Annotated in this window: 17 protein-coding genes; 10 read left to right on the forward strand and 7 right to left on the reverse strand. The window is 68.8% G+C overall.

Annotated features, from left to right (window positions below):
* Nucleotides 1-69: 69 nt before the first annotated feature.
* On the forward strand, nucleotides 70-1,239 hold the full coding sequence (locus ACGFH6_RS14315; RefSeq protein WP_393383693.1) for an MFS transporter: 1,170 nt from the start codon (nucleotides 70-72) through the stop codon (nucleotides 1,237-1,239).
* On the opposite strand, the gene ACGFH6_RS14320 is transcribed toward ACGFH6_RS14315, so the two are convergent.
* Together ACGFH6_RS14320 and ACGFH6_RS14325 are read right to left on the reverse strand one after the other, a co-directional pair.
* Nucleotides 1,188-2,258 carry a LacI family DNA-binding transcriptional regulator gene (locus ACGFH6_RS14320; protein ID WP_393383695.1) on the reverse strand — a complete coding sequence of 357 codons (1,071 nt, stop codon included), beginning with the start codon at nucleotides 2,256-2,258 and terminating at the stop codon, nucleotides 1,188-1,190. The two genes, ACGFH6_RS14315 and ACGFH6_RS14320, sit on opposite strands and share 52 nt — an antisense overlap.
* Complete coding sequence (locus tag ACGFH6_RS14325; RefSeq protein WP_393383697.1) at nucleotides 2,207-3,925, reverse strand: glycoside hydrolase family 36 protein; 1,719 nt, start codon at nucleotides 3,923-3,925, stop codon at nucleotides 2,207-2,209. The genes ACGFH6_RS14320 and ACGFH6_RS14325 overlap by 52 nt, the downstream gene beginning before the upstream one ends.
* A 102-nt stretch (nucleotides 3,926-4,027) precedes the next feature.
* Between ACGFH6_RS14325 and ACGFH6_RS14330 the strand changes: the two genes are divergently transcribed.
* Genes ACGFH6_RS14330 through ACGFH6_RS14345 form a run of 4 tightly spaced genes read left to right on the forward strand, consistent with a single transcriptional unit; the run spans nucleotide 4,028 to nucleotide 8,455 of the window.
* Nucleotides 4,028-5,266 (forward strand): hypothetical protein, encoded by a 1,239-nt coding sequence (locus ACGFH6_RS14330; protein WP_393383699.1) that lies wholly within the window; start codon nucleotides 4,028-4,030, stop codon nucleotides 5,264-5,266.
* Complete coding sequence (locus tag ACGFH6_RS14335) at nucleotides 5,263-6,522, forward strand: hypothetical protein (protein WP_393383701.1); 1,260 nt, start codon at nucleotides 5,263-5,265, stop codon at nucleotides 6,520-6,522. The genes ACGFH6_RS14330 and ACGFH6_RS14335 overlap by 4 nt, the downstream gene beginning before the upstream one ends.
* Before the next feature lie 8 nt (nucleotides 6,523-6,530).
* Nucleotides 6,531-7,577 (forward strand): carbohydrate ABC transporter permease, encoded by a 1,047-nt coding sequence (locus ACGFH6_RS14340; RefSeq protein ID WP_393383702.1) that lies wholly within the window; start codon nucleotides 6,531-6,533, stop codon nucleotides 7,575-7,577.
* Nucleotides 7,574-8,455: a carbohydrate ABC transporter permease gene (locus ACGFH6_RS14345; protein WP_393383704.1), complete on the forward strand. Its 882-nt coding sequence runs from the start codon at nucleotides 7,574-7,576 to the stop codon at nucleotides 8,453-8,455. The genes ACGFH6_RS14340 and ACGFH6_RS14345 overlap by 4 nt, the downstream gene beginning before the upstream one ends.
* A gap of 21 nt (nucleotides 8,456-8,476) precedes the next feature.
* Here ACGFH6_RS14345 and ACGFH6_RS14350 read toward each other — a convergent pair whose 3' ends face one another.
* Nucleotides 8,477-9,157: a GntR family transcriptional regulator gene (locus ACGFH6_RS14350; RefSeq protein WP_393383706.1), complete on the reverse strand. Its 681-nt coding sequence runs from the start codon at nucleotides 9,155-9,157 to the stop codon at nucleotides 8,477-8,479.
* A gap of 106 nt (nucleotides 9,158-9,263) precedes the next feature.
* Between ACGFH6_RS14350 and ACGFH6_RS14355 the strand changes: the two genes are divergently transcribed.
* From ACGFH6_RS14355 to ACGFH6_RS14375, 5 genes are read left to right on the forward strand one after another with little or no spacing between them, the layout of a single operon-like run.
* Nucleotides 9,264-10,463, forward strand: a complete 1,200-nt coding sequence (locus ACGFH6_RS14355) for a CaiB/BaiF CoA transferase family protein (protein ID WP_393383708.1) — start codon at nucleotides 9,264-9,266, stop codon at nucleotides 10,461-10,463.
* 10 nt (nucleotides 10,464-10,473) lie between these two features.
* Nucleotides 10,474-12,555 carry a hydantoinase/oxoprolinase family protein gene (locus ACGFH6_RS14360; RefSeq protein WP_393383710.1) on the forward strand — a complete coding sequence of 694 codons (2,082 nt, stop codon included), beginning with the start codon at nucleotides 10,474-10,476 and terminating at the stop codon, nucleotides 12,553-12,555.
* Nucleotide 12,556: 1 nt separating this feature from the next.
* The gene (locus ACGFH6_RS14365; RefSeq protein WP_393383712.1) at nucleotides 12,557-14,428 is read left to right on the forward strand and encodes a hydantoinase B/oxoprolinase family protein; all 1,872 of its coding nucleotides are present in this window, start codon (nucleotides 12,557-12,559) and stop codon (nucleotides 14,426-14,428) included.
* Nucleotides 14,425-15,036 carry an isochorismatase family protein gene (locus tag ACGFH6_RS14370; RefSeq protein ID WP_393383714.1) on the forward strand — a complete coding sequence of 204 codons (612 nt, stop codon included), beginning with the start codon at nucleotides 14,425-14,427 and terminating at the stop codon, nucleotides 15,034-15,036. The genes ACGFH6_RS14365 and ACGFH6_RS14370 overlap by 4 nt, the downstream gene beginning before the upstream one ends.
* Entirely contained in the window at nucleotides 15,033-15,926 is an 894-nt protein-coding gene (locus tag ACGFH6_RS14375; RefSeq protein WP_393383716.1) for a hydroxymethylglutaryl-CoA lyase, read from the forward strand. The genes ACGFH6_RS14370 and ACGFH6_RS14375 overlap by 4 nt, the downstream gene beginning before the upstream one ends.
* Before the next feature lies 1 nt (nucleotide 15,927).
* On the opposite strand, the gene ACGFH6_RS14380 is transcribed toward ACGFH6_RS14375, so the two are convergent.
* From ACGFH6_RS14380 to ACGFH6_RS14395, 4 genes are read right to left on the reverse strand one after another with little or no spacing between them, the layout of a single operon-like run.
* Nucleotides 15,928-16,560, reverse strand: a complete 633-nt coding sequence (locus ACGFH6_RS14380) for a response regulator (protein ID WP_393383718.1) — start codon at nucleotides 16,558-16,560, stop codon at nucleotides 15,928-15,930.
* Nucleotides 16,553-17,782 carry a histidine kinase gene (locus ACGFH6_RS14385; RefSeq protein WP_393383720.1) on the reverse strand — a complete coding sequence of 410 codons (1,230 nt, stop codon included), beginning with the start codon at nucleotides 17,780-17,782 and terminating at the stop codon, nucleotides 16,553-16,555. Before ACGFH6_RS14385 ends, ACGFH6_RS14380 begins: the two co-directional genes overlap by 8 nt.
* A 12-nt stretch (nucleotides 17,783-17,794) precedes the next feature.
* Entirely contained in the window at nucleotides 17,795-18,580 is a 786-nt protein-coding gene (locus tag ACGFH6_RS14390; RefSeq protein ID WP_393383722.1) for an ABC transporter permease, read from the reverse strand.
* On the reverse strand, nucleotides 18,577-19,512 hold the full coding sequence (locus ACGFH6_RS14395) for an ABC transporter ATP-binding protein (RefSeq protein WP_393383723.1): 936 nt from the start codon (nucleotides 19,510-19,512) through the stop codon (nucleotides 18,577-18,579). The genes ACGFH6_RS14390 and ACGFH6_RS14395 overlap by 4 nt, the downstream gene beginning before the upstream one ends.
* Nucleotides 19,513-19,573: the final 61 nt, after the last annotated feature.

Genomic DNA, 19,573 nt, shown 5'->3' on the forward strand with positions numbered 1-19,573 from the left:
CACGCTCGCGGCGTGAGTGTGAGTACCCCGGCAACCTATGGCTATCGATCTGTCCTCCAGGTTCCTGGAATGCGGAGCGTTTTCGTCGCGCACGCAGTGTCGATGGTGGGGACGGTCGCGGCTCAGGTCGCCCTGTCGATCGTGGTGTTCGAGCGGACCGGGTCGGCGTTGCTGTCGGCGTTGGTGCTGGTGTGTTCGTTCCTGCCTTATGCGCTGGGTGGGGTGCTGTTGTCGTCGGTGGCGGACCGCTTCCCGGCGCGACGGGTACTGGTGGTTTGCGATGTGTTGAGCGCGGTGTGCATCGGGGTGATGGTGATCCCTGGTATGCCGGTCGCGGCGTTGCTCGGGCTGTTGCTGGTGAGCGGGATCATCGCGCCGGTGTTCGCCGGGGCGCGGGCGGCGAGTCTGGCGCAGTTGCTGCCGCAGGACCTCTTCCCGATCGGACGCTCGTTGCTTCGAGCAATCAGCCAGGTGACCGTGCTGATGGGATTCGCGCTGGGCGCGATAGCGGTCGCCGCGATCGGATCCACGTGGCTGCTCGCTCTCGACTCGGCGACCTTCCTCGCGTCCGCGCTGCTCATCGGCCTCGGTACGCCGTACACCCCGGCGGGCAGCCGTACGGGCACCACGATCGCCGACTCCTGGACGGGTCTGCGTTACCTGTTCGCCAACACCCGGCTCCGGAACCTGATCATGCTGACCTGGGTCGCTCCGGCCTTCTCCTCGGTCCCGGACGGACTCGCGGTCGCCTACACCGCCCAGGCGGGTTCAGTGGCCGCGAAGGCGGGCGCCCTCTTCACCGGCTACGCGGCCGGCACAGTACTCGGCGAGCTCGTCGTCGCGCGGTTTACCCCTTCCACGCGGCGACGGCTCGTCGTCCCCTTGCTTCTTGCCAGTCAGATCCCCGCAGTCGCCTTCGTCGCCACGCCGAACGTCCCGATCGCGGCTGTCCTGCTCGCGATCGCGGGCGCCGGGTACGCCTTCAACCAGGGCATCGACCCACTGATCCTGCAGACGGTCGAGCCGTCGTACCGCGGCCGCCTGTTCACCGTCCAGACCAGCGGCCTGATGGCGATCCAGGGCGTCAGCATCGCGCTGGCCGGCGTCGTCGGCACCTTCCTCGCACCGAACCTCACCATCGCCGCGGCCGGAGTCCTCGGTACGGCGGTCACCCTGCTGATCGCCCGTCAGGCGCTCGACCGCACCACCAAGGGCGCGGTGACGAGCCGTCCCGGCTGATCGGTGTCGCCACTGATCTCCCGCAGCGCGCGCTCGAACAGGCAACGCGCGATGTCACGCAACGGAATCCGCGCCGTCGTCAGCGGGGTGTCGAGCATGCTCGCGAACGGAAAGTCGTTGAACCCGGTGACCGCGACATCCTCGCCGACCGTGATCCCGCGCCGCTGCAACGCGCGCATCGCGACCACGGCATAGGCGTCGTTGTCCGCCACGAACACATCCGGCCGATCGGCCTCGGCGACGTACGCTGCCACCGCCTCCAGTGAACCGAACGACCGGACGACGGCGGACGGGAACTCCCGCAGGAACCCGGCCTGCCGTTGATGCACCCACGGCAGTGCACTGTCCGTCGCGAGGTACACGGCCCGCCCGCGGCCGGTCGACCGCAGATGCTGCGCGATCCCCACCATCGAGGTCTCGTTGTCCACGTCGACCCAGCACTGCCGATGCTGCGGCCCGGTCCGTCCGAACGCGACGAACGGGAACCGCCGCTGGCTGAGGAACTCGATCCGTTCGTCCTTCGGCATCGTCTCGAGTACGACGATCGCATCGACCTGCCGGGCCGCGATCAGCCTCTCGTAGAGGGCGATCTCGGTCGCGCCCTCGGTCGGCGTGGTGACGTGAACGCCGTACCCGGAGACCGCTGCCGCCTTCACCAGACCGCCGAGCAGACCGTGCAGGAAGCCACCGAGGCCTGGGTTCTGCTCGCTGAACGTGTCGTCCTCGAGGTACAGCGGCAGCCCGATCACCTGACTGCGGCCGGACGACAGCGCCCGGGCCGCGTGGTTCGGCATGTACCCGAGCTCCTCGATCGCGGCGCGGACGGTCTGGACCGTCGGCTCGCTCACCCGGTGCGGTGCGTTCAGTACGTTCGACACCGTCATCGCCGACACCCCGGCCAATCGGGCCACGTCCGCGACCGTCGTCCGGCGCGGTTTCCCCTGCTCCGCCAATCCAGCCCCCTCAGTCAGTTCCGCACGATCCTGGCCACCCCAGCCACTGGTACGTCGATCGCCCACAGCTCCGGCGGCGTCGTCGTACTGCGATACATCTCGGTGCCCGAGCAGTCCGACACTACGAGGTCGACCGGTCCAGGCCCGGCACCCTCGACGATGAGCCGGCCCGAGCTGCCACCGTTCACCAGCACCACCGACAGATCCGAGTCGGCCAATCGCACCACAGGATCGGTGAAAGCGGCCACGACGGTCGACGAGCCGACAGCCCGCACCTGCGGGTACCGTGCGTCCGGCCGCGACGGAACCAGTACGCCGTCCAACAGTACGTCGGCGTGATCGCGGAGGAACCCGAGCCAGTACCGCACGACCCGCTCGTGTTCGGCGGACAACGCGTCGAGCTCCATCGACACCTGCGGCGTACTGAACATCGCGCCGATGAACTGCTGGGCCACAGTCTCCGCCGACGCGTCGGGATGCCACATCAGCATGTCCGAGTGGACCGCGCGACCGCCGGCCAGCAGTCGGCTGTCGATGGTGCGAACCCGGTTCTCCACCGGGTCCATCGCACAGTCGCCGGCCCGCAGGAACGTGCCGAACTGCCACAGTCGTGGGTTCACGTAGTCCTGCCGGAACTCGATCAGCACGTCCGGCCGCAACCGCTTCAGCTCAGTGGTGACCGCCCGCAGGAACAGCTCGACGCCCTCGTCGACGGACGTGCAGTCGCCGTCAGGCGCCGGGGGAGGACTGTCCCGGGCCCACGAGTCGATGAAGTCGAGCTTCAGGCCGTCGACTCCCCAGTCGCGCACCGGCCGGATGCAGCACTCGACCAGGTGCTCGCGCACCTCGGGGTAGCGCGGATCCAGGACCGCGGTGACCTGTCCGTCGGCGAATCCGAGGGTGCGGTCCTTCAAGCGGTCCCACGCCTTGGAGTGCACACCGATCAGCGGCGGCGCGAGCCAGAGCACGTAGCTCAGTCCGAGATCGTGCACGCGTCGTACATGCTCGGACATGTCGGGGAATGTCCGGCTGGTCGGCTCCCAGTCACCGCAGTACGCGTAGCCGCGCGCGGTGTCGTCCGTCTGCCAGCCGTCGTCGACGATCACCGCCTCACAGCCGTACGCCGCCCCGTCGCGGGCGTGACGCTCGACCGACTCGGCGGACACGTGCTGATGGTCGCTGTACCAGGTCGAGTACATCGGCTGCCGGGCCAGCTCAGGCACCGGCACGATCCGGTCGCCGAGCTCGGCGGTCCAGTCGGCGGTGACACCCTCGAGCGCCTCGGCGAAGTGCAGGTCGCGGACGTCGATCCGCAGGATGAAGCTCTGGCCTTCGACATCGTCGACGATCACCTCGACCAGTTGCTCGGCGGTCTCCTCATGAACCCCGATGGCGAAGTCGCAGCCGCGGACATGCGACGACAGCGAGACGGTCAGCAGGTTCCGGTCCTGCGCGTCGACCAGGGTGCCGATCGGCGCGGAGCGGACCGACCGGATCTCACGACGAGAGCCCCAGTCGGTCGGCAGCTCCCGCCGGGACGATTGCGTGGCCCGCCACAGTGACACGGCCGACTCGGCCGGCCAGGCGAAGCGCAGGGTGACCGGACCACCGGCCACCACCTCGTACCGCAGCACGCCCGGCTCGGTCGTCGGCAGCTCGGTCATCGACGCCGCGTCACTCGCTGTGCCGGTCCGGCACAGGCCACCGGGCGAGCGGATCTCGAAAGTCGTCACGTCGTGGACTATAGCGGTAAAACCAAGGCCCCAGAAGGTATTGACGGAATTGGTCTACCTCTCTGGTTTTAGCGCTAATATCCGATGTTCCGAGGAGTGGCCGTGCTGGCTCTGACCTCCGGCAACAGCTATGTCGAGGACGCCTTCGCCTGGGCCCGGAAGCGGGCCCTGGACTGGGTCCAGACCGACGCCGCGCCGGGCAATCTTCCGTCGTACTGGGCCGGCTATCCGTCCCGGCCGATGTTCTACTCGCGCGACGTCTGCCACCAGGCCGCCGGCGCGCACCTGCTCGGCCTGGACGCGGAGAACTTCGCGATGTTCCGGCATTTCGCCGCCTCGGCGACGCCGGCCCGGAAGTGGTTCCCGATCTGGGCGTTCCATTTCGACGGGCGGATCGCCGCCCTCGACTACCACCACGACGAGCACTTCGTCCGGGAGATCCCCGCGGTGTTCGATCTGACCTACCGGGCGCTGGAACAGTACGACTGGACCGGCGACCGCCGATGGCTCGACGACCCCGACCTGGCGGCGTACTACCGGCACAGCATCGGCGAATTCGTCGCGGCGCACGACACCGACGGCGACGGCATCCCCGAGGCGGGCGGGACCGGGGACATCTTCCTCGGCACCGCCACCTACAACGAGCGGGAGGCGCCGCTCATCGTCGCGGGCGACGGCCTGGCCCTCCAGTACGCCGTACTCCGCAAACTCGGTCACCACGCCGACGCCGACCGGATCCAGGCAACGTTCCTCGACGACTGGTGCAACGGGGAGCAGTTCGCGCGTGGGCGGACCAAGGACGGGTTCGACTACGGCTGGGGACTGGAGTCGCACGATCTGGTCCCGCTGTTCGGGCTGAGTGGCACCGGCGAACGCAACGAGCGGCTCCTCGACTATGTGGAAGCCCAGCTGGAGACCCACCCTCCGCTGAACATCGAGTCGTTCAGCTACCTGCCCGAGCTGCTGTTCCGGAACGGTCGCGGCGAGTCGGCCTGGCGCTGGACCAAGCACCTGATCGACAGCCGGGACGACTACCCGGAGATCTCCTTCACCGTCGTCGAACACCTGGTCGCCGGACTGCTCGGGCTGCGCCCGGACGCGCCGAATGCGGCCCTGACGATCGCGTCCCACCTGCCGGCCGAGATCGACTGGCTGACCGCCGACCATGTCCGCGTCGGCGACTGGGATCTCCGCATCCACCAAGAAGGCCGGCGTACGACCGAAGTCACCGTGCACAGCGGACCCGGGCCGCTCACGGTGACGGTCGGCCGCACCGGTCCCCGCACGATCGAGCCCGGTCGGACCGCCCGGGTCAGCACACCGACGAAGGACCCCTCATGAAGCTTCCCTATCGCTTGCTGCCCGTTGCGACCGCACTCCTCCTGGCCGCAGGCTGTGCCACCGGCAGCCAGCCCGCCGCCAACAACTCCAAGGACGACGGCGGGTCCGCCGACATCACCTTCTCGTTCTGGGGCACGAACTCCGAAGCCGCGTCGCTGAAGGCGATCGCGGCCAAGTTCGAGCAGGCCAACCAGGGCACGAAGGTGACCACGAACTGGATCCAGTCCGACTACGAGCAGAAGATCCAGACCTCGATCGCCGGCGGCACCCAGTCGACCGTGATGGAGATCAGCAACACCAGCCTGGCCGGGTTCGCGCCCAGCTTCGCCGAGCAGCAGGTCGACCCGGGCAAGTACGTGCAGCCGAACATCTCCTCGGCGCTGCAGTTCCAGGGCAAGTACTACGCGATGCCGTTCGCGGCCAAGCCCAAGGTGATGGCGATCAACGTCGACGCGTTCAAGGCCGCCGGCGTACCGTTGCCGAGCACAACGACTCCGCTGACGCTGGACGAGTTCAAGGCGATCGCGGCCAAGCTGTCGCACGGTGACGGCAAGGCCCGCGTCTTCGGGTCGAGCAATCTCTGGTACCGCGGCTGGCTGACGGCGGCCGGCGGCGGCTACTACAACGCCGACGCGAGCCAGTGCACCTTCGGTGACGACACCGGCGTGAAGACCGCGCAGTACGTCGTCGACATGCAGAAGGAGCGGTACGCGCCGACCTCGCTGGACATCCAGGGGCAGGACCAGGCGCAGTGGTTCGCGGCCGGCCGGCTGGCCACCTTCAGCGACTTCGGGCCGTGGACGGTCGCGGACTTCGCGAAGATCAGCAAGCCCGCGTGGACGCTGGTCCCGGTCCCCGGCAAGGGATTCCCGATGGAGGTCGACGGTCTCGCGATCAGCAAGAAGGCGACCGGCAAGCAACTCGAGACGGCGAAGAAGTTCGTCGAGTTCGCCAGCACCCAGCAGGTCGCCCAGGACCAGCTGATCCAGGGCAACACGGCTCTCGGTGTACCGATCATCGCTGCCTCGACGCCGACGTTGGAGAAGGTGCTGCCGGCCGACCGCAACCTGGCCGCGTTCACCACCGCGCTGAAGAGCGGCCTGGTCGGTGTCTCGGTCGCTCGCGAGGCGCAGATCTCCGGCGACGCGGACAAGGGGATGACCAGCTACACCCCGCTCGGCAGCGGCAAGGACGACGTCGCCAAGGTGCTGCCGCGGCTCGCCGCCAAGTGCACCGACGCGCTGAAGCAGCAGTGAGGTAGTCCGTGAACCCGACCATCGGCTGGATCCGCGAACTCGCGGCGTCCCTGGGCGTCCCCGCCGTACTCGTGCCGCTGGTCCCGTTCCTGCTCCTGCTGATCGTCCTGTACGCCGTCATCGGGCTGGCGGCGTACGGGGCGAAGCGGAAGTGGCCGCGGGCCGACAAGACGATCGCGTTCTGGCTGTTCGTCTCGCCGTGGCTGATCGGCTTCGCCATCTTCACGGTCGGACCGATGGCGTCCTCGATCTACGTCAGCCTGACCTCGTGGGACCTGATCACGCCGCCGAAGTTCGTTGGCCTGGCCAACTACAGCGAGGCGTTCCAGGATCCGCGGGTCGGGCAGGCGCTGAAGGTGACGCTGCTGTACGGGCTGATCAGTGTGCCGCTGCAGACCGCCCTGGCGTTCCTGGTAGCGATGCTGCTGAACGCGGAGCTGCCCGGGATGCGTTTCTTCCGGACTGTCTGGTACCTGCCCAGTCTGGTGTCCGGAGTGGCGCAGATGGTGCTGTTCCTGTGGGTGTTCAACCCGCAGTACGGCCTGGCGAACGACGTACTGGGCAAGTTCGGGATCACCGGGCCCGGATGGTTCAACGATGCGTCCTGGGCGTTGCCGACGGTGATCCTGATGAGTCTGTGGACGGTCGGCGGCGCGATGGTGATCTACCTGGCCGGGCTGAAGGACGTGCCGTCGAACCTCTACGAGGCGGCGGCGCTGGACGGCGCCGGTCCGGTGCGGCTGTTCTGGCACGTGACGCTGCCGCAGATGTCGCCGATCATCCTGTTCAACGCGCTGACCGGGATCATCGGCGCGCTGCAGATCTTCACCCAGGGCTTCATCGCGAACGGCGGCCCGAAGGACTCGCTGCTGTTCTTCGTCTACTACCTGTACGACAACGCGTTCCAGAACTTCCGGATGGGCTACGCGTCCGCGCTGGCCTGGATCCTGTTCGTCATCATCCTGGCGCTGACCGCGGTGACGGCCCGGGGAAGCGCGTTCGCCGTGTACTACGAGTCCGAGCTGTCCGGCGGCCGGAAGAGGAGAAGGCGATGACCGTCCTGGCGGAGTCACGGCCGGCGGTGGCGTTCCGCACCGACCGCCCGTTCTGGCGGCGCAACATCTCGCTCACCGTCGTCCTGTACGTCGTTCTGGCCCTCGGGTCACTGGTGTTCGTGTACCCGTTCCTGTGGATGCTCGCGACGTCGCTGCGATCGCTGGCCGGGGTGGGAAGTTCCGGTGCGAGTGTGTGGCCGCAGGAGTTCCTCTGGGACAATTACACGCGGGCGATCACGTCGTTCCCGTTCTGGCGGTACGCACTCAACTCGGTGCTGACCACGCTGATCCCGATCATCGGCACGGTCTTCTCGTGTTCGCTCGCGGGCTTCGCGTTCGCGCGGTTGCGGGTGCGGTTCTCGGGCGTCGTGTTCGCGGTCGTCCTGGCGACGATGCTGCTGCCGGGGGAGGTGACGATGGTGCCGCAGTTCATGCTCTTCAACAACCTCGGCATGATCGACACGCTCTATCCGCTGATCCTGCCGGCGTTCTTCGGGTCGCCGTTCTACATCTTCCTGTTCCGGCAGTTCTTCGCCCGGATGCCGTCCGAGCTCGCCGACGCCGCGGTGGTGGACGGATGCGGGTGGTTCAAGACGTTCTGGCTGGTCTATCTGCCGCTGGCCCGGCCGGCTGTCGTGGCGGTCTCGATCCTGCTGTTCATGGGCTACTGGAACAACTTTCTCGGCCCGGCCATCTACATCAACTCCGACAAGTGGAAGACGCTCCCGCTCGCGCTGGCCGGCTTCCAGTCCGTCAACGGCACGGACACTCCGTTGCTGATGGCAACGTCGGTGCTGATCACACTGCCTTGTCTGGTGCTGTTCTTCGTCGCGCAGAAGCACATCACCAACGGAATCACGTTCACGGGCGGCCGCTGACCGATGGACGCACCGTGCGGACTACTCGGTTCGCAAGGTGTTCCAGGCTGCCCGGACGTGGCCGCGCATGACGGACTCGGCCCAATCGGGGTCGGCCGCGGTGAGAGCGGCGACGAGCTCGTGGTGGTGGGCGAGGCTGCGCCGGAGCGCCTCGGGGGAGTAGCGCGTGAACGTCCGCCAGACGAGCGGGACCTGAACGATCGAGGAGATCACCGCGGTGAGGCGCGTGTTGTCGGCCGCCTCCAGGATCGCTCGGTGGAAGCGGTTGTTGAGCTCGGTGAGCCGGTCCACGTCGGTGGGCAGTCCGTCGGGAGCGATCCGGTCCATCGCATCGGCCAGCTCGGCCAGCATGGTGAGATCGGCGCGGCCTGACGTCGCCGCGAGCCGGCAGCCCCAGGGCTCGAGAACCGACCGGAGACTGAAGATCTCGTCCAGGTCGCGCACGCTCCAGACCTGGACCTGCACGCCGCGATTCCGCTCGTACCGGACCAGGCCCTCGGCGGTGAGCCGGCGCAACGCCTCCCGGATCGGGGTGCGACTGACGCCGAACGCGTCGGCCAGCTCGCCTTCGCGGAGCCATTCGCCGCCGTCGCGCCGTCCGGTCAGGATCTGCTCCCGGATCAGCCGGTAGGCCTCGTCCGCGGCGTGCCCGTTGTCGGCCGCGCGGATCGGTGTGGTGCTCTCGTCCATGGTGGAAGTCACCGTACAACCACCTCAGATTGCATGCAATCCGTTGACACCCTCTGCGGGTCGGCGTAGCTTCTCCGGCATCACAACCGGCGAATTGCATGCAATCTGAGGACGGTGCATGAGTACACCCCTGCCGTTGGACGACGTCCGCGTCGTCGAGTTGGGCCAGTTGCTGGCCGGTCCCTTCTGCGGTCAGCTGCTCGGCGACTTCGGCGCCGAGGTGATCAAGGTGGAGGACCCGGGCCGCGGTGATCCGATGCGGCAGTGGGGCCGCGAACGCCCGTACGGCAAGTCGCTGTGGTGGCCGGTGGTCGCCCGGAACAAGCTGTCGGTCACCGCCGACCTCCGCAGCGAGGACGGCCAGGATCTCGTCCGCCGGTTGATCGCCGGTTCCGACGTACTGATCGAGAACTTCCGGCCGGGAACGTTGGAGCGCTGGGGGCTCGGGCCGGAGCGGTTGTGGGAGCTGAACCCCGGTTTGATCGTCACGCGGGTCAGTGGCTTCGGCCAGACCGGTCCGTACGCCGAACGCGCGGGCTACGGCTCGATCGGCGAGGCGATGGGCGGGATCCGGTACGTCACCGGGGACCCGGATCGTGCACCGTCGCGGGCCGGGATCTCGCTGGGCGACTCGCTCGCCGCGACCTTCGCGTGTCTCGGCACCCTGGTCGCGCTGCACCAGCGCAGCCGGACCGGCCGTGGGCAGCTGGTCGACTCCGCCATCTACGAGGCGGTGCTGGCGATGATGGAGTCGCTGGTGCCGGAGTACCAGGTGGCCGGATACCAGCGGGAGCGGACCGGCACCACTCTGCCCAACGTTGCCCCGAGCAACGTGTATCCGACCGCCGACGGCGAGATGATCCTGATCGCGGCGAACCAGGACACCGTGTTCCGCCGGCTCGCCGAGGCGATGGGCCGTCCCGAGCTGGCCGACGACGAGCGGTACGCGACCCACGGCGCGCGGGGCAGCTCGATGGCCGAGCTGGACGACCTGATCGCCGCCTGGAGCGGCACCGTCAAGGCGGACGAACTGCTGGACCGGCTGAACCAGCACGGCGTTCCGGCCGGCCGGATCTACCGCGCGAAGGACATGCTGACCGACCCGCACTTCAAGGCTCGGGAGGCGATCGTCCGGCTGCTGCACCCGGAGCTGGGCGAGTTCGCCATGCACAACGTGGTCCCGAAGCTGTCCGGCACCCCGGGCCGGGTCCGGCATGTCGGCCCGGCACTCGGCGAGCACAACGACCTGATCTACCGCGACCTGCTGGGCCTCGGCGACAGCGAGCTCGACTCGCTGCGCGCGGCCGGTGTGATCTGAGGAGGAACCCATGACGTATCGGCTCGGTGTGGACGTCGGTGGCACGTTCACCGACATCCTGCTGATCGACGAGGACACCGGCCGGACCTTCCGGGCCAAGACCGCGTCCACTCCCGAGGACCAGTCGATCGGCGTACTGCGCGGGATCGAACGGGCCTGTACGGCGGCCGGCGTCGGACCGTCCTCGATCGGGGAGGTGTTCCACGGAACCACGGTGGCGACCAACGCGATCCTGGAGGGCAAGGGCGCCCGGGTCGGGCTGGTGACCACCGAGGGATTCCGGCAGGTCCTGCAGATCGCCCGATCCTTCGTCCCCGGCGGGCTGGCCGGCTGGATCATCTGGCCGAAGCCCGAACCGCTCGCGGCGCTGGAGGACACGGTCGAGATCCGTGGCCGGATCGGCTCGGACGGCACCGTGGTGACCGAGCTGGACGAGGACGACGTACGCGCCAAGCTCGGTCGCCTCAGGGACCGCGGCGTCGAGGCGCTCAGCATCAGCCTGATCAACTCCTATGCCAACCCCGACCACGAGCAGCGGGTCGCGGCCCTCGCGGCCGAGATCCTGCCCGGCATCTCCGTGTCCCGCTCGTCCGCGGTCCTGCCCGAACTGCGTGAGTACGAGCGGACCATCACGACAGTCGCGAACGCCGCGGTCCAGCCACAGGTCGCGCGGTACGTCGCCAACCTCGAGTCGCAACTGCGCGAGTCGGGGGTCGAGGGCCGGCTGTGCATCCTCCGCAGCGACGGCGGTCTGGTGTCCGCGAAGGTTGCCGCCGACAACCCGGTGAACCTCCTGCTGTCCGGCCCGGCCGGTGGAGTCACCGGCGCGACCTGGGTGGCCGAACAGGCCGGCTACCCGGACTTCCTGACCTTCGACATGGGCGGTACGTCGACTGATGTCGCACTCGTCCAGGGCCTGACTCCGCGGGTCGGGCGGGAGACGACGGTCGGAGACCTGAAGGTCCGGGCCACCTCGGTCGATGTCCGGACGGTCGGCGCCGGTGGCGGTTCGATTGCCCATGTACCGCCCCTCACCCAGGCTCTGCGCGTCGGCCCGCAGTCCGCAGGCGCCGCGCCAGGCCCGGCGGCGTACGCGGCCGGTGGTACGCAGCCCACCGTCACCGACGCGAACGTTGTCCTCGGCTACCTTCCGGCCGATCTGGCCGGTGGCGAGATCACCCTCGATCGCGAGGCCGCGCGGGCCGCGGTGAAGCCGATCGCGGATGCCACCGGACTGGCCTCGGTGGAGGCTGCCGCTGCCGGGATTGTCGACATCGTCAACGAGAACATGTTCGGTGCGCTCCGGCTGGTATCGGTCCAGCAGGGCTTCGACCCGCGTGACTTCGCCCTGGTCGCCTTCGGTGGCGCCGGACCTCTGCACGCCAACGCCCTCGGCAAGCTCACCGGTGCGTGGCCGGTGATCATCCCGCCGTCGCCAGGAGTGCTCTGCGCGTACGGCGATGCCACCACGAACCTGCGCGACGAGGCGGTCCGCACCCTGGTACGGCGCTTCGGCGAACTGACCGACGACAGCCTGCGCGACCTGCTCACGGACCTCGCCGCCAAGGCCCGCGCGACCCTCACCGGCCAAGCCGTTCCCGAGGACGAGCAGGAGGTCGTGTACTCCGTCGACCTCAGGTACCACGGTCAGGGCTTCGAGATCCCTGTGCCTGTCGACCTCGGCAGTTTCGACGGTGACGGTGGTGGGCTCGATGCGCTGCGGCAGGCTTTCGACGCCGAGCACCGGCGGCTGTTCTCGTTCGTCCTGGACGCAGAGCAGGAGCTCGTCACCGCCCGGGCGACCGCGCACGGACCCAAGCCTGAGGTCGCTGCGTCCGAGCTGCCGGCCGGCGCCACGGATCCCACGCCCGCACTGCGCACGCGCGCCCAGATCTGGGTCGAGGGTGCCGAGGTCAGCGCCGGGATCTACGACCGCGCGCTGCTGCGGGCCGGGAACGTCGTACGCGGCCCGGCGATCGTGACCGAGATGGACTCCACCACCCTGATCCTGCCCGGGCACGCGGCGACCGTGCATCCCAGCGGCAGCCTACTGATCCGGCCCGCCGGCAACGAGATGGACGAGGAGCGCTGACATGGCCCGCCTGATCGAGACCGCCACCGAACCCCTGACCCGCGTCGACGTCGACGTCGTCACCCTCGACCTGATCGAGAACGCGCTGCGCAACGCGCGGTACGAGATGGACGAGGTGCTGTTCCGGACCGCGCTGTCGCCGGGGATCCGCGAGCAGCACGACGAGTTCCCGCTGATCGCCAACCCGGACGGGAAGATGATGGTCGGCCAGTTCGGCCTGTCGATCCCGGACTTCCTGGACAACTTCGCCGGCGACATCGAGGAGGGCGACGTACTGCTCACCTCCGATCCGTACTCGTGCGGCGCGGCGATCAGCCACGCGAACGACTGGCTGGTGGTGCTGCCGATCTACGTCGACGGCCGGATCGTCGGCTGGTCGGCGATGTTCGGGCACATGTCCGACGTCGGCGGGAAGTCGCCGGCGTCGATGCCGACCGACGCGCGCACGATCTACGAGGAAGGCGTGGTGATCCCGCCCTTCAAGCTCTACAAGAAGGGTGTGCTCGACGAGGACGCGCTCCGGATCATCCTCAACCAGGTCCGCAAGCCGGACTGGAACCGGGCCGACCTGCACGGCATCGTCGCCGCCTGCCGAACCGCGGCCCGCCGGGTGCAGGAGATGTGTGCGCGGTTCGGCGTGGACACCTACAACTCCGCGCTCGAACAGTTGCTGGACCGCAACTACCGGGCGATGAAGACGCTGCTGGAGATGGTGTTCACCGACGGCGAGACGATCTCGTTCACCGACTACATCTGCGACGACGGGCTCGGGTACGGGCCGTACGAGCTGAAGCTCAGCCTGACCCGCACCGGGGAGAAGGTGCTGCTCGACTTCAGCGGCAGCAGCCCGCAGGCCCAGGGGCCGATCAACTACTACCTGAACGAGAACCTGGTCCGGATGTTCTTCGGCATCTACATGATCACCGTGGCCGACCCACAGATCCTCTGGAACGACGGCTTCTACCCGCTGGTCGACGTGAAGATCCCGGACGAGTCGTTCTGGAAGCCGAAGTTCCCGGCCGCGCTGAACGCGCGCAACCACGGGATCGGCCGTGTCTTCGACCTGTTCGGTGGACTGCTCGGACAGACCAACCCGAGCCTGCTCAACGCCGCAGGGTTCTCGTCGTCGCCGCACTTCATGTACTCCGGCAACTACGGGCCGGGGGAGCGAAAGGGCGAGTGGTTCCAGCTGTACTCGATCGGGTTCGGCGGGATCCCGGGTCGCCCGGTCGGGGACGGGCCGGACGGTCACTCGCTCTGGCCGTCGTTCGTGAACATCCCGTGCGAGTACCTGGAGTCCTACTACCCACTGCGGATCGAGCGGTGGGAGACCGTCGCGGACACCGGTGGCGCGGGACTGCATCGCGGCGGCAACGGTGTCGACGTGGCGTACCGGTTCCTGGAGGCGGGGACGATCGCGATCCACGACGACCGGTGGCTGACGTACCCCTGGGGCGTGAACGGCGGCGAACCGGGTGCGCGCAGCCGCAAGTGGATCGAGCGCGCCGACGGTACGTCGGAGATGCTCGGCAGCAAGGTGCACGACGTACCGGTCGGGATCGGCGACCTCCTGCACTTCGTCACCTGGGGCGGCGGTGGGTGGGGTGACCCGCTCGCCCGCGACTCCGACCTGGTCGGTCTGGAGGTCCTCCGCGGTCTCATCACCGTCGACGGCGCCCGCCGGTACGGCGTGGTGTGCGACGAAGAAGGTCTGGTCGACGTTGCGGCGACGGACGAGTTGCGCACGGAGCTCCGAACCGGTCGCCCTGACCCGTTGCCCACCTTCGACAGCGGCCCAAGCATCGAAACCATCCTGGCCAATGCCCTGGCGGAGACCGGCCTCCCGGCGCCACGCCCACCGGTGGCGCGATGAGTCCGGACGCTGGGTTCGACGGGCGGCTCGAGCCGGGGAGCCGGCCGGCCTTGCTGGTGGTGGACCTGATGCGGGCGTACTTCGACCCGGCGAGTCCGCTGTGCCTGCCGTCGAAGGACTGCCTGGACTCGGCCGCCCGGTTGCTCGGTGCGGCGCGCCTGCACGGCGTACCGATCATCCACACCCGGGTCGCCTACGGCCCGGGTGGTGTCGACGGCGGGATGTTCGTCCGGAAGGTGCCGGCGTTGACGCAGCTTTTCGACGGCGGCGGCGTGATGGGCGAGCTGATGCCGGAGGTCGCGCCGGCCGCTGACGAGCTCGTCCTGGTCAAGCAGTACGCGAGCGCGTTCTTCGGCACGACCCTCGCCTCGACGCTGCATGCCCAAGGCATCGACACGCTCGTCCTCGCCGGCGTCAGCACCAGCGGCTGCATCCGTGCCAGCGCGGTCGACGCGATCCAGTACGGCTTCGTCCCGCTGGTCGTCCGGGACGCGGTCGGTGATCGCGGTCCCGGGCCGCATGAGGCGAACCTGTTCGACCTGCAGGCCAAGTACGCCGAGGTGATCGCCGAGCCCGTTGCCCTCGGCTACCTCGCGGAGGATCGATGAACACCGTGCAGATCGTCGAGATGGCACCCCGCGACGGCCTGCAGAACGAGTCCGCCGTCCTCACCGCCGAGGCGAAGGCCGAGCTGATCGAACGCGCTGTCCGCGCGGGCACCCGCCGGATCGAGGTGACCAGCTTCGTCAACCCACACCGCGTCCCGCAACTCGCCGACGCCGACGAACTCATGTCCGTCCTCCCGAGGTACGACGGCGTGCGGTACGCCGGACTGGTCATGAACCAGCGTGGTCTCGACCGGGCTCTGGCCGGCGGGGTCGACGAGATCGATGTGGTTGTCGTTGCCACCGACACCTTCTGTCAACGCAATCAGGGGATGACGACCGCGGAGGCCTGCGCCACCGCCGCGACGCTGGTCGCCGAGGCGAAGGCGGCAGGCATCTTCACCACCATCACCATCGGCGCGTCCTTCGGCTGCCCGTTCGAAGGCGAGGTCCCGCTCGACCGCCTCGGCGAGGTACTCCGGCAGGTCGTTGCCGCAGGCCCTGACGAGCTGGCCCTGGCCGACACGATCGGAGTCGCCGTACCGACTGACATCACCGAGCGGGCGGCGCTGGCCCGATCGATGGCCGGACAGGACCTCCCGCTGCGACTTCATCTGCACGACACGCGCAACACCGCCGCAGCGAACGCGGTGGCCGCACTCGCTGCCGGCATCATCACGCTGGATGCCAGCATCGGTGGTGCCGGTGGGTGTCCGTTCGCACCGGCGGCCACCGGCAATCTCGCGACCGAGGACTTGCTCTATCTGCTGCGACGGATGGGCTGGAGTACGACGGTCGACCTCGCCGAGACCATCGCTTCGGCCGGCTGGCTGGAGAAACAACTCGGTAAGACCCTGCCCAGCGCGCTGCTGCGTGCCGGGTCCTTCCCCTGAGTCAGTCCCGCCCCAGAATGCCCTGCTCGTAGCCTTTCGCCACCGCTGCCGCGCGGTCGTTGACGCCGAGCTTGGTGAAGAGGTGGCTGAGATGCGTCTTGACCGTGGCCTCGCTGATGAACAGCTCGCGGGCGATCTCGCGGTTCGAGGTGCCCATGGCAACGAGTGCGAGGACCTGGCGTTCGCGGGGAGCCAGCGGACTCGGCGCCGGGGTGCGGACGGCCGAGACCAGCCGGGAGGCGACGGCAGGGGAGAGGACCGTCCGTCCGGCCGCCGCTTCGCGCACGGCCGTGAACAACTCGTCCCGTGGGGCGTCCTTGAGCAGGTAGCCCGTCGCACCGGCCTCGATCGCGGGCACGGTGTCGGTATCGGTGTCCCAGGTGGTGAGGACCAGGACCTTCGCGCGGGCGCCGCCGCGGGTCAGTTCCCTGATGGCGTCGAGCCCGCCGCCTCCCGGCATGCGCAGGTCCATCAGGATCACGTCGGGGTCGAGGTCGGCGGCCAGTGCGACCGCCTCCACGCCGTTGGACGCCTCCGCGAGCACGGTGAAGCCGGGCACCGACTCGAACATGCCGCGCAGGCCGTTGCGGACGACCGGATGGTCGTCGACGAGAAGCAGCGAGATCTCACTCATGGAGCACCAACGGTACGCGAGCCGACACCGCCGTACCGGCGCACGGCTCGGCCTCGACGGTGAGCGAGCCGGCGATCCGCTCGGCCCGGGCGCGCATACCCTCCAGACCGAAACCGCCGGTGCTGCTGCGGGCGGGCAGTGCCATCGGTTCGAACCCCTTGCCGTCGTCGCGGATGTCCAACGTGACCTCGTCGTCCATGAAGCTGAGGGTGACCCCGACCCGGGTCGCGGCCGCGTGCTTGGACACGTTCGCCAAGGCCTCCTGAGTGATGCGCAGGAGCGTGGCCGACACCTCCCCGTGCAGGTGCTGCGCAGTACCCGTGAGCGTGAACTCCGTGCGTACGCCGGTCCGGTCCGCCCACTGGTCGACGGTCTTGCGCAGCGCCTCGGGAAGTCCGTCGTACGACAGACCCGCGGGCGCGAGGTTGTGGACCGAGCGGCGGGCTTCGCCCAGGCTGTGCCGGGCCAGCTCGGTCGCGCGGTCCACGTGCTCCCGCGCGGCCGTCTGGTCGGACATGGTCGCGACCGCCTGGAGCTGGGCGATGATGCCGGTCAGGCCCTGGGCGATCGTGTCGTGGATCTCCGCCGCCAGCCGCCGGCGCTCGTCGGCGATGCCCGCTTCCCTTGCCTGGACAAGGAGTTGAGCCTGCAGAGCGGCGTTCTCGTCGCGGGCCTGCTGGAGCTCGACGATGGTGGCCGCCCGGCCCCGGGACCGTTGTTCTTCCTGTTCGCTGAAGTGGACGACGAGCGTCAGCATCACGTTGTTGCCCGCCAGAAGGACCGCGAAGACGATCCACTTCATCCCGCCGTCGACAGGGATCCCACTGGTCTGCGCCCCCGCCACCGGGATCGAGCAGGCGAACAGCGCGACTCGTCTCCAGCGTCGCCCGGGAATCAGTTCCTCGGCATCGAAGTACCCCGCCACGGCGTAGAAGGCGAAGAACGGATTCATCAGGGTGAGCGCGAAGCCGATCACGTAGCGGATCGCGTAGTACGTGACCGACAGCCGGCTCGGACCGACGCGGGTGCGGTCGCCCCACCAGAGCTGGAGCAGTACGGCCGCGACGACGAGAGCCGCGGCCGTGGTTTGCCGCGCCGCGGTCGGCATGATCAGCTCGACCGTGGCGGCCGACAGGAGGGTTCCGAGGACGAGCAGACCGAGCGGCTGCCACCTCCGGAACACCTGCTGCCGCCGATCGATGTCCGCTTCCGCTGTCGTCACCCTGTCAGTCTCCTACTCCCAGCGGAACCAGCGGATGGCGGCCGCCGAGAGGACGATCGCCCAGGCAGCGAGTACGCCGAGGTGCGACCACGCCGGCCAGTCTCCGGCCGCGGCCTGGCCCAGTGCACGGGCCGCCGCCCCGAAGGGGGTCGCCTCGACGATGTGCCGGAGGACATTCGGCATGTTCTGGACAGGCAGCCAGACACCGGCGCAGAACATGCTCGGGAAGAACACCGCCGAGCCGATCGCGCTCGCGACCTTCGCCGTACGGGCCAGAGCGGTCACCAGCGCACCGATGGCCAGCGCGACGGCGGCGGTGAGCAACAGTGCCAGCGCATAGCCGAACGCCTGCTGCGGAAGCTTCACGTCGAAGGCCAGCCGGCCGATCGTGAGGCAGACCAGCGCCGACAGCAGCGCCGTGGCGCCGTTCAGTCCCATCTGTGCGATCAGCAAGGCGGACGGGCGGACCGGTGTCGCCGACATCCGGCGCAGGATGCCGCGTTCGCGATAGCCGGTGATGACCGGCGGCATCGTCTGCAGGCCGGTCACGATCAGCGCGACCAGCACGAGGATCGGCACGTACAGGTCGATCAGCCGGAGACCGCCGAGGCCGTCGTCGACCTTCCGGAACGACGGGATGCTGCCGAGGATCACCAGCAGCACGGGTGGGAAGCCCAGGGTCCAGAAGAGGATGCCGGGCTCGCGCCGGAACAGCCGAGCCTCGGTGCGCAGCACGGCGGCGAAGGGAGAGGCGGTGCCGCGAGGAGTCGCGGTCGGAACGGTGGTGGCGGTAGTCATTGTGTAGCTCCGGTCAGGTCGAGGAAGGCGTCGTCCAGCGTGGCGTCGGTGACCCTGAGCTGGTGCGCGGTGATGCGGTGCCGGGCCAGGAGCGAGAGCACCGCGGTGACGGTGTCGTCGGTCCCGCCGAGCGTGATCCGGTCGTCCTTGTACTCGACCGAGGCCAGCGCCGGCAGTGCGGCGAGTTCCTCCTCGTCGAGCGGTGCCGACGGTGTGAACGAGATGACGGTCGATCCGGCCGTCCGGCTGATCAGGCCGCGCGGTGTGTCGAGCGCGGTGATGCGGCCCTTGTCGATCAGGGCGATCCGGTCGCACAACCGCTGCGCTTCCTCCATGAAGTGCGTGACCAGCAGGACGGTGACGCCCCGCGCGCGGACGTCCTCGACGATCTCCCAGGTGTCGCGGCGGGCGCGCGGGTCGAGCCCGGTCGTCAGCTCGTCGAGGACGACCACCCGGGGGTTGCCGATCAGCGCGAGCGCGATGAACAGCCGCTGTTTCTGGCCGCCGCTGAGGACGCCGAACCGGGTCTTCAGCTGAGCAGTCAGGCCGAGGCGTTCGGCCAGCGGCCGCCAGTCGGCCGGGTTCGGGTACAAGGCGGCGTACAGCTCGAGTGCCTCGCGCACGGTGAGCTTGGCCTGCAGCTCGCTCTCCTGGAGCTGGGCACCGAGGACCTGGGTCACCGCCGCGTGGTCGGCGACCGGGTCGAGCCCGGCGACCCGGATCCGGCCCGCGTCGGGGACCCGCAGGCCCTCGATGGACTCGACCGTGGTCGTCTTCCCGGCACCGTTCGGGCCGAGGATCCCGAAGATCTCGCCTTCCTCGACGGTGAACGACACACCGTCGACGACGGTCCGGTCGCCGTAGGACTTGCGCAGATTACTGACTTCGACGACAGCCCCACGGGCCGCCGTTCTCGTACTCGCCGTGGTCATACGACGAGCCTCGCGGACGACCCACCCAACCCACATCGCCCATCAAGATCGACCCGGTATC

The organism is Kribbella sp. NPDC049227 (assembly GCF_043197265.1).
Classification (GTDB): Bacteria; Actinomycetota; Actinomycetes; order Propionibacteriales; family Kribbellaceae; genus Kribbella.

What these genes read in the sequence shown, in the direction of transcription:
- ACGFH6_RS14315 (WP_393383693.1), top strand. Translation starts at nt 70, where the DNA reads ATGCGGAGCGTTTTCGTCGCGCACGCAGTGTCGATGGTGGGGACGGTC.
- ACGFH6_RS14335 (WP_393383701.1), top strand. Translation starts at nt 5,263, where the DNA reads ATGAAGCTTCCCTATCGCTTGCTGCCCGTTGCGACCGCACTCCTCCTG.
- ACGFH6_RS14345 (WP_393383704.1), top strand. Translation starts at nt 7,574, where the DNA reads ATGACCGTCCTGGCGGAGTCACGGCCGGCGGTGGCGTTCCGCACCGAC.
- ACGFH6_RS14355 (WP_393383708.1), top strand. Translation starts at nt 9,264, where the DNA reads ATGAGTACACCCCTGCCGTTGGACGACGTCCGCGTCGTCGAGTTGGGC.
- ACGFH6_RS14360 (WP_393383710.1), top strand. Translation starts at nt 10,474, where the DNA reads ATGACGTATCGGCTCGGTGTGGACGTCGGTGGCACGTTCACCGACATC.
- ACGFH6_RS14365 (WP_393383712.1), top strand. Translation starts at nt 12,557, where the DNA reads ATGGCCCGCCTGATCGAGACCGCCACCGAACCCCTGACCCGCGTCGAC.
- ACGFH6_RS14370 (WP_393383714.1), top strand. Translation starts at nt 14,425, where the DNA reads ATGAGTCCGGACGCTGGGTTCGACGGGCGGCTCGAGCCGGGGAGCCGG.
- ACGFH6_RS14375 (WP_393383716.1), top strand. Translation starts at nt 15,033, where the DNA reads ATGAACACCGTGCAGATCGTCGAGATGGCACCCCGCGACGGCCTGCAG.
- ACGFH6_RS14380 (WP_393383718.1), bottom strand. Translation starts at nt 16,560, where the DNA reads ATGAGTGAGATCTCGCTGCTTCTCGTCGACGACCATCCGGTCGTCCGC.
- ACGFH6_RS14390 (WP_393383722.1), bottom strand. Translation starts at nt 18,580, where the DNA reads ATGACTACCGCCACCACCGTTCCGACCGCGACTCCTCGCGGCACCGCC.
- ACGFH6_RS14395 (WP_393383723.1), bottom strand. Translation starts at nt 19,512, where the DNA reads ATGACCACGGCGAGTACGAGAACGGCGGCCCGTGGGGCTGTCGTCGAA.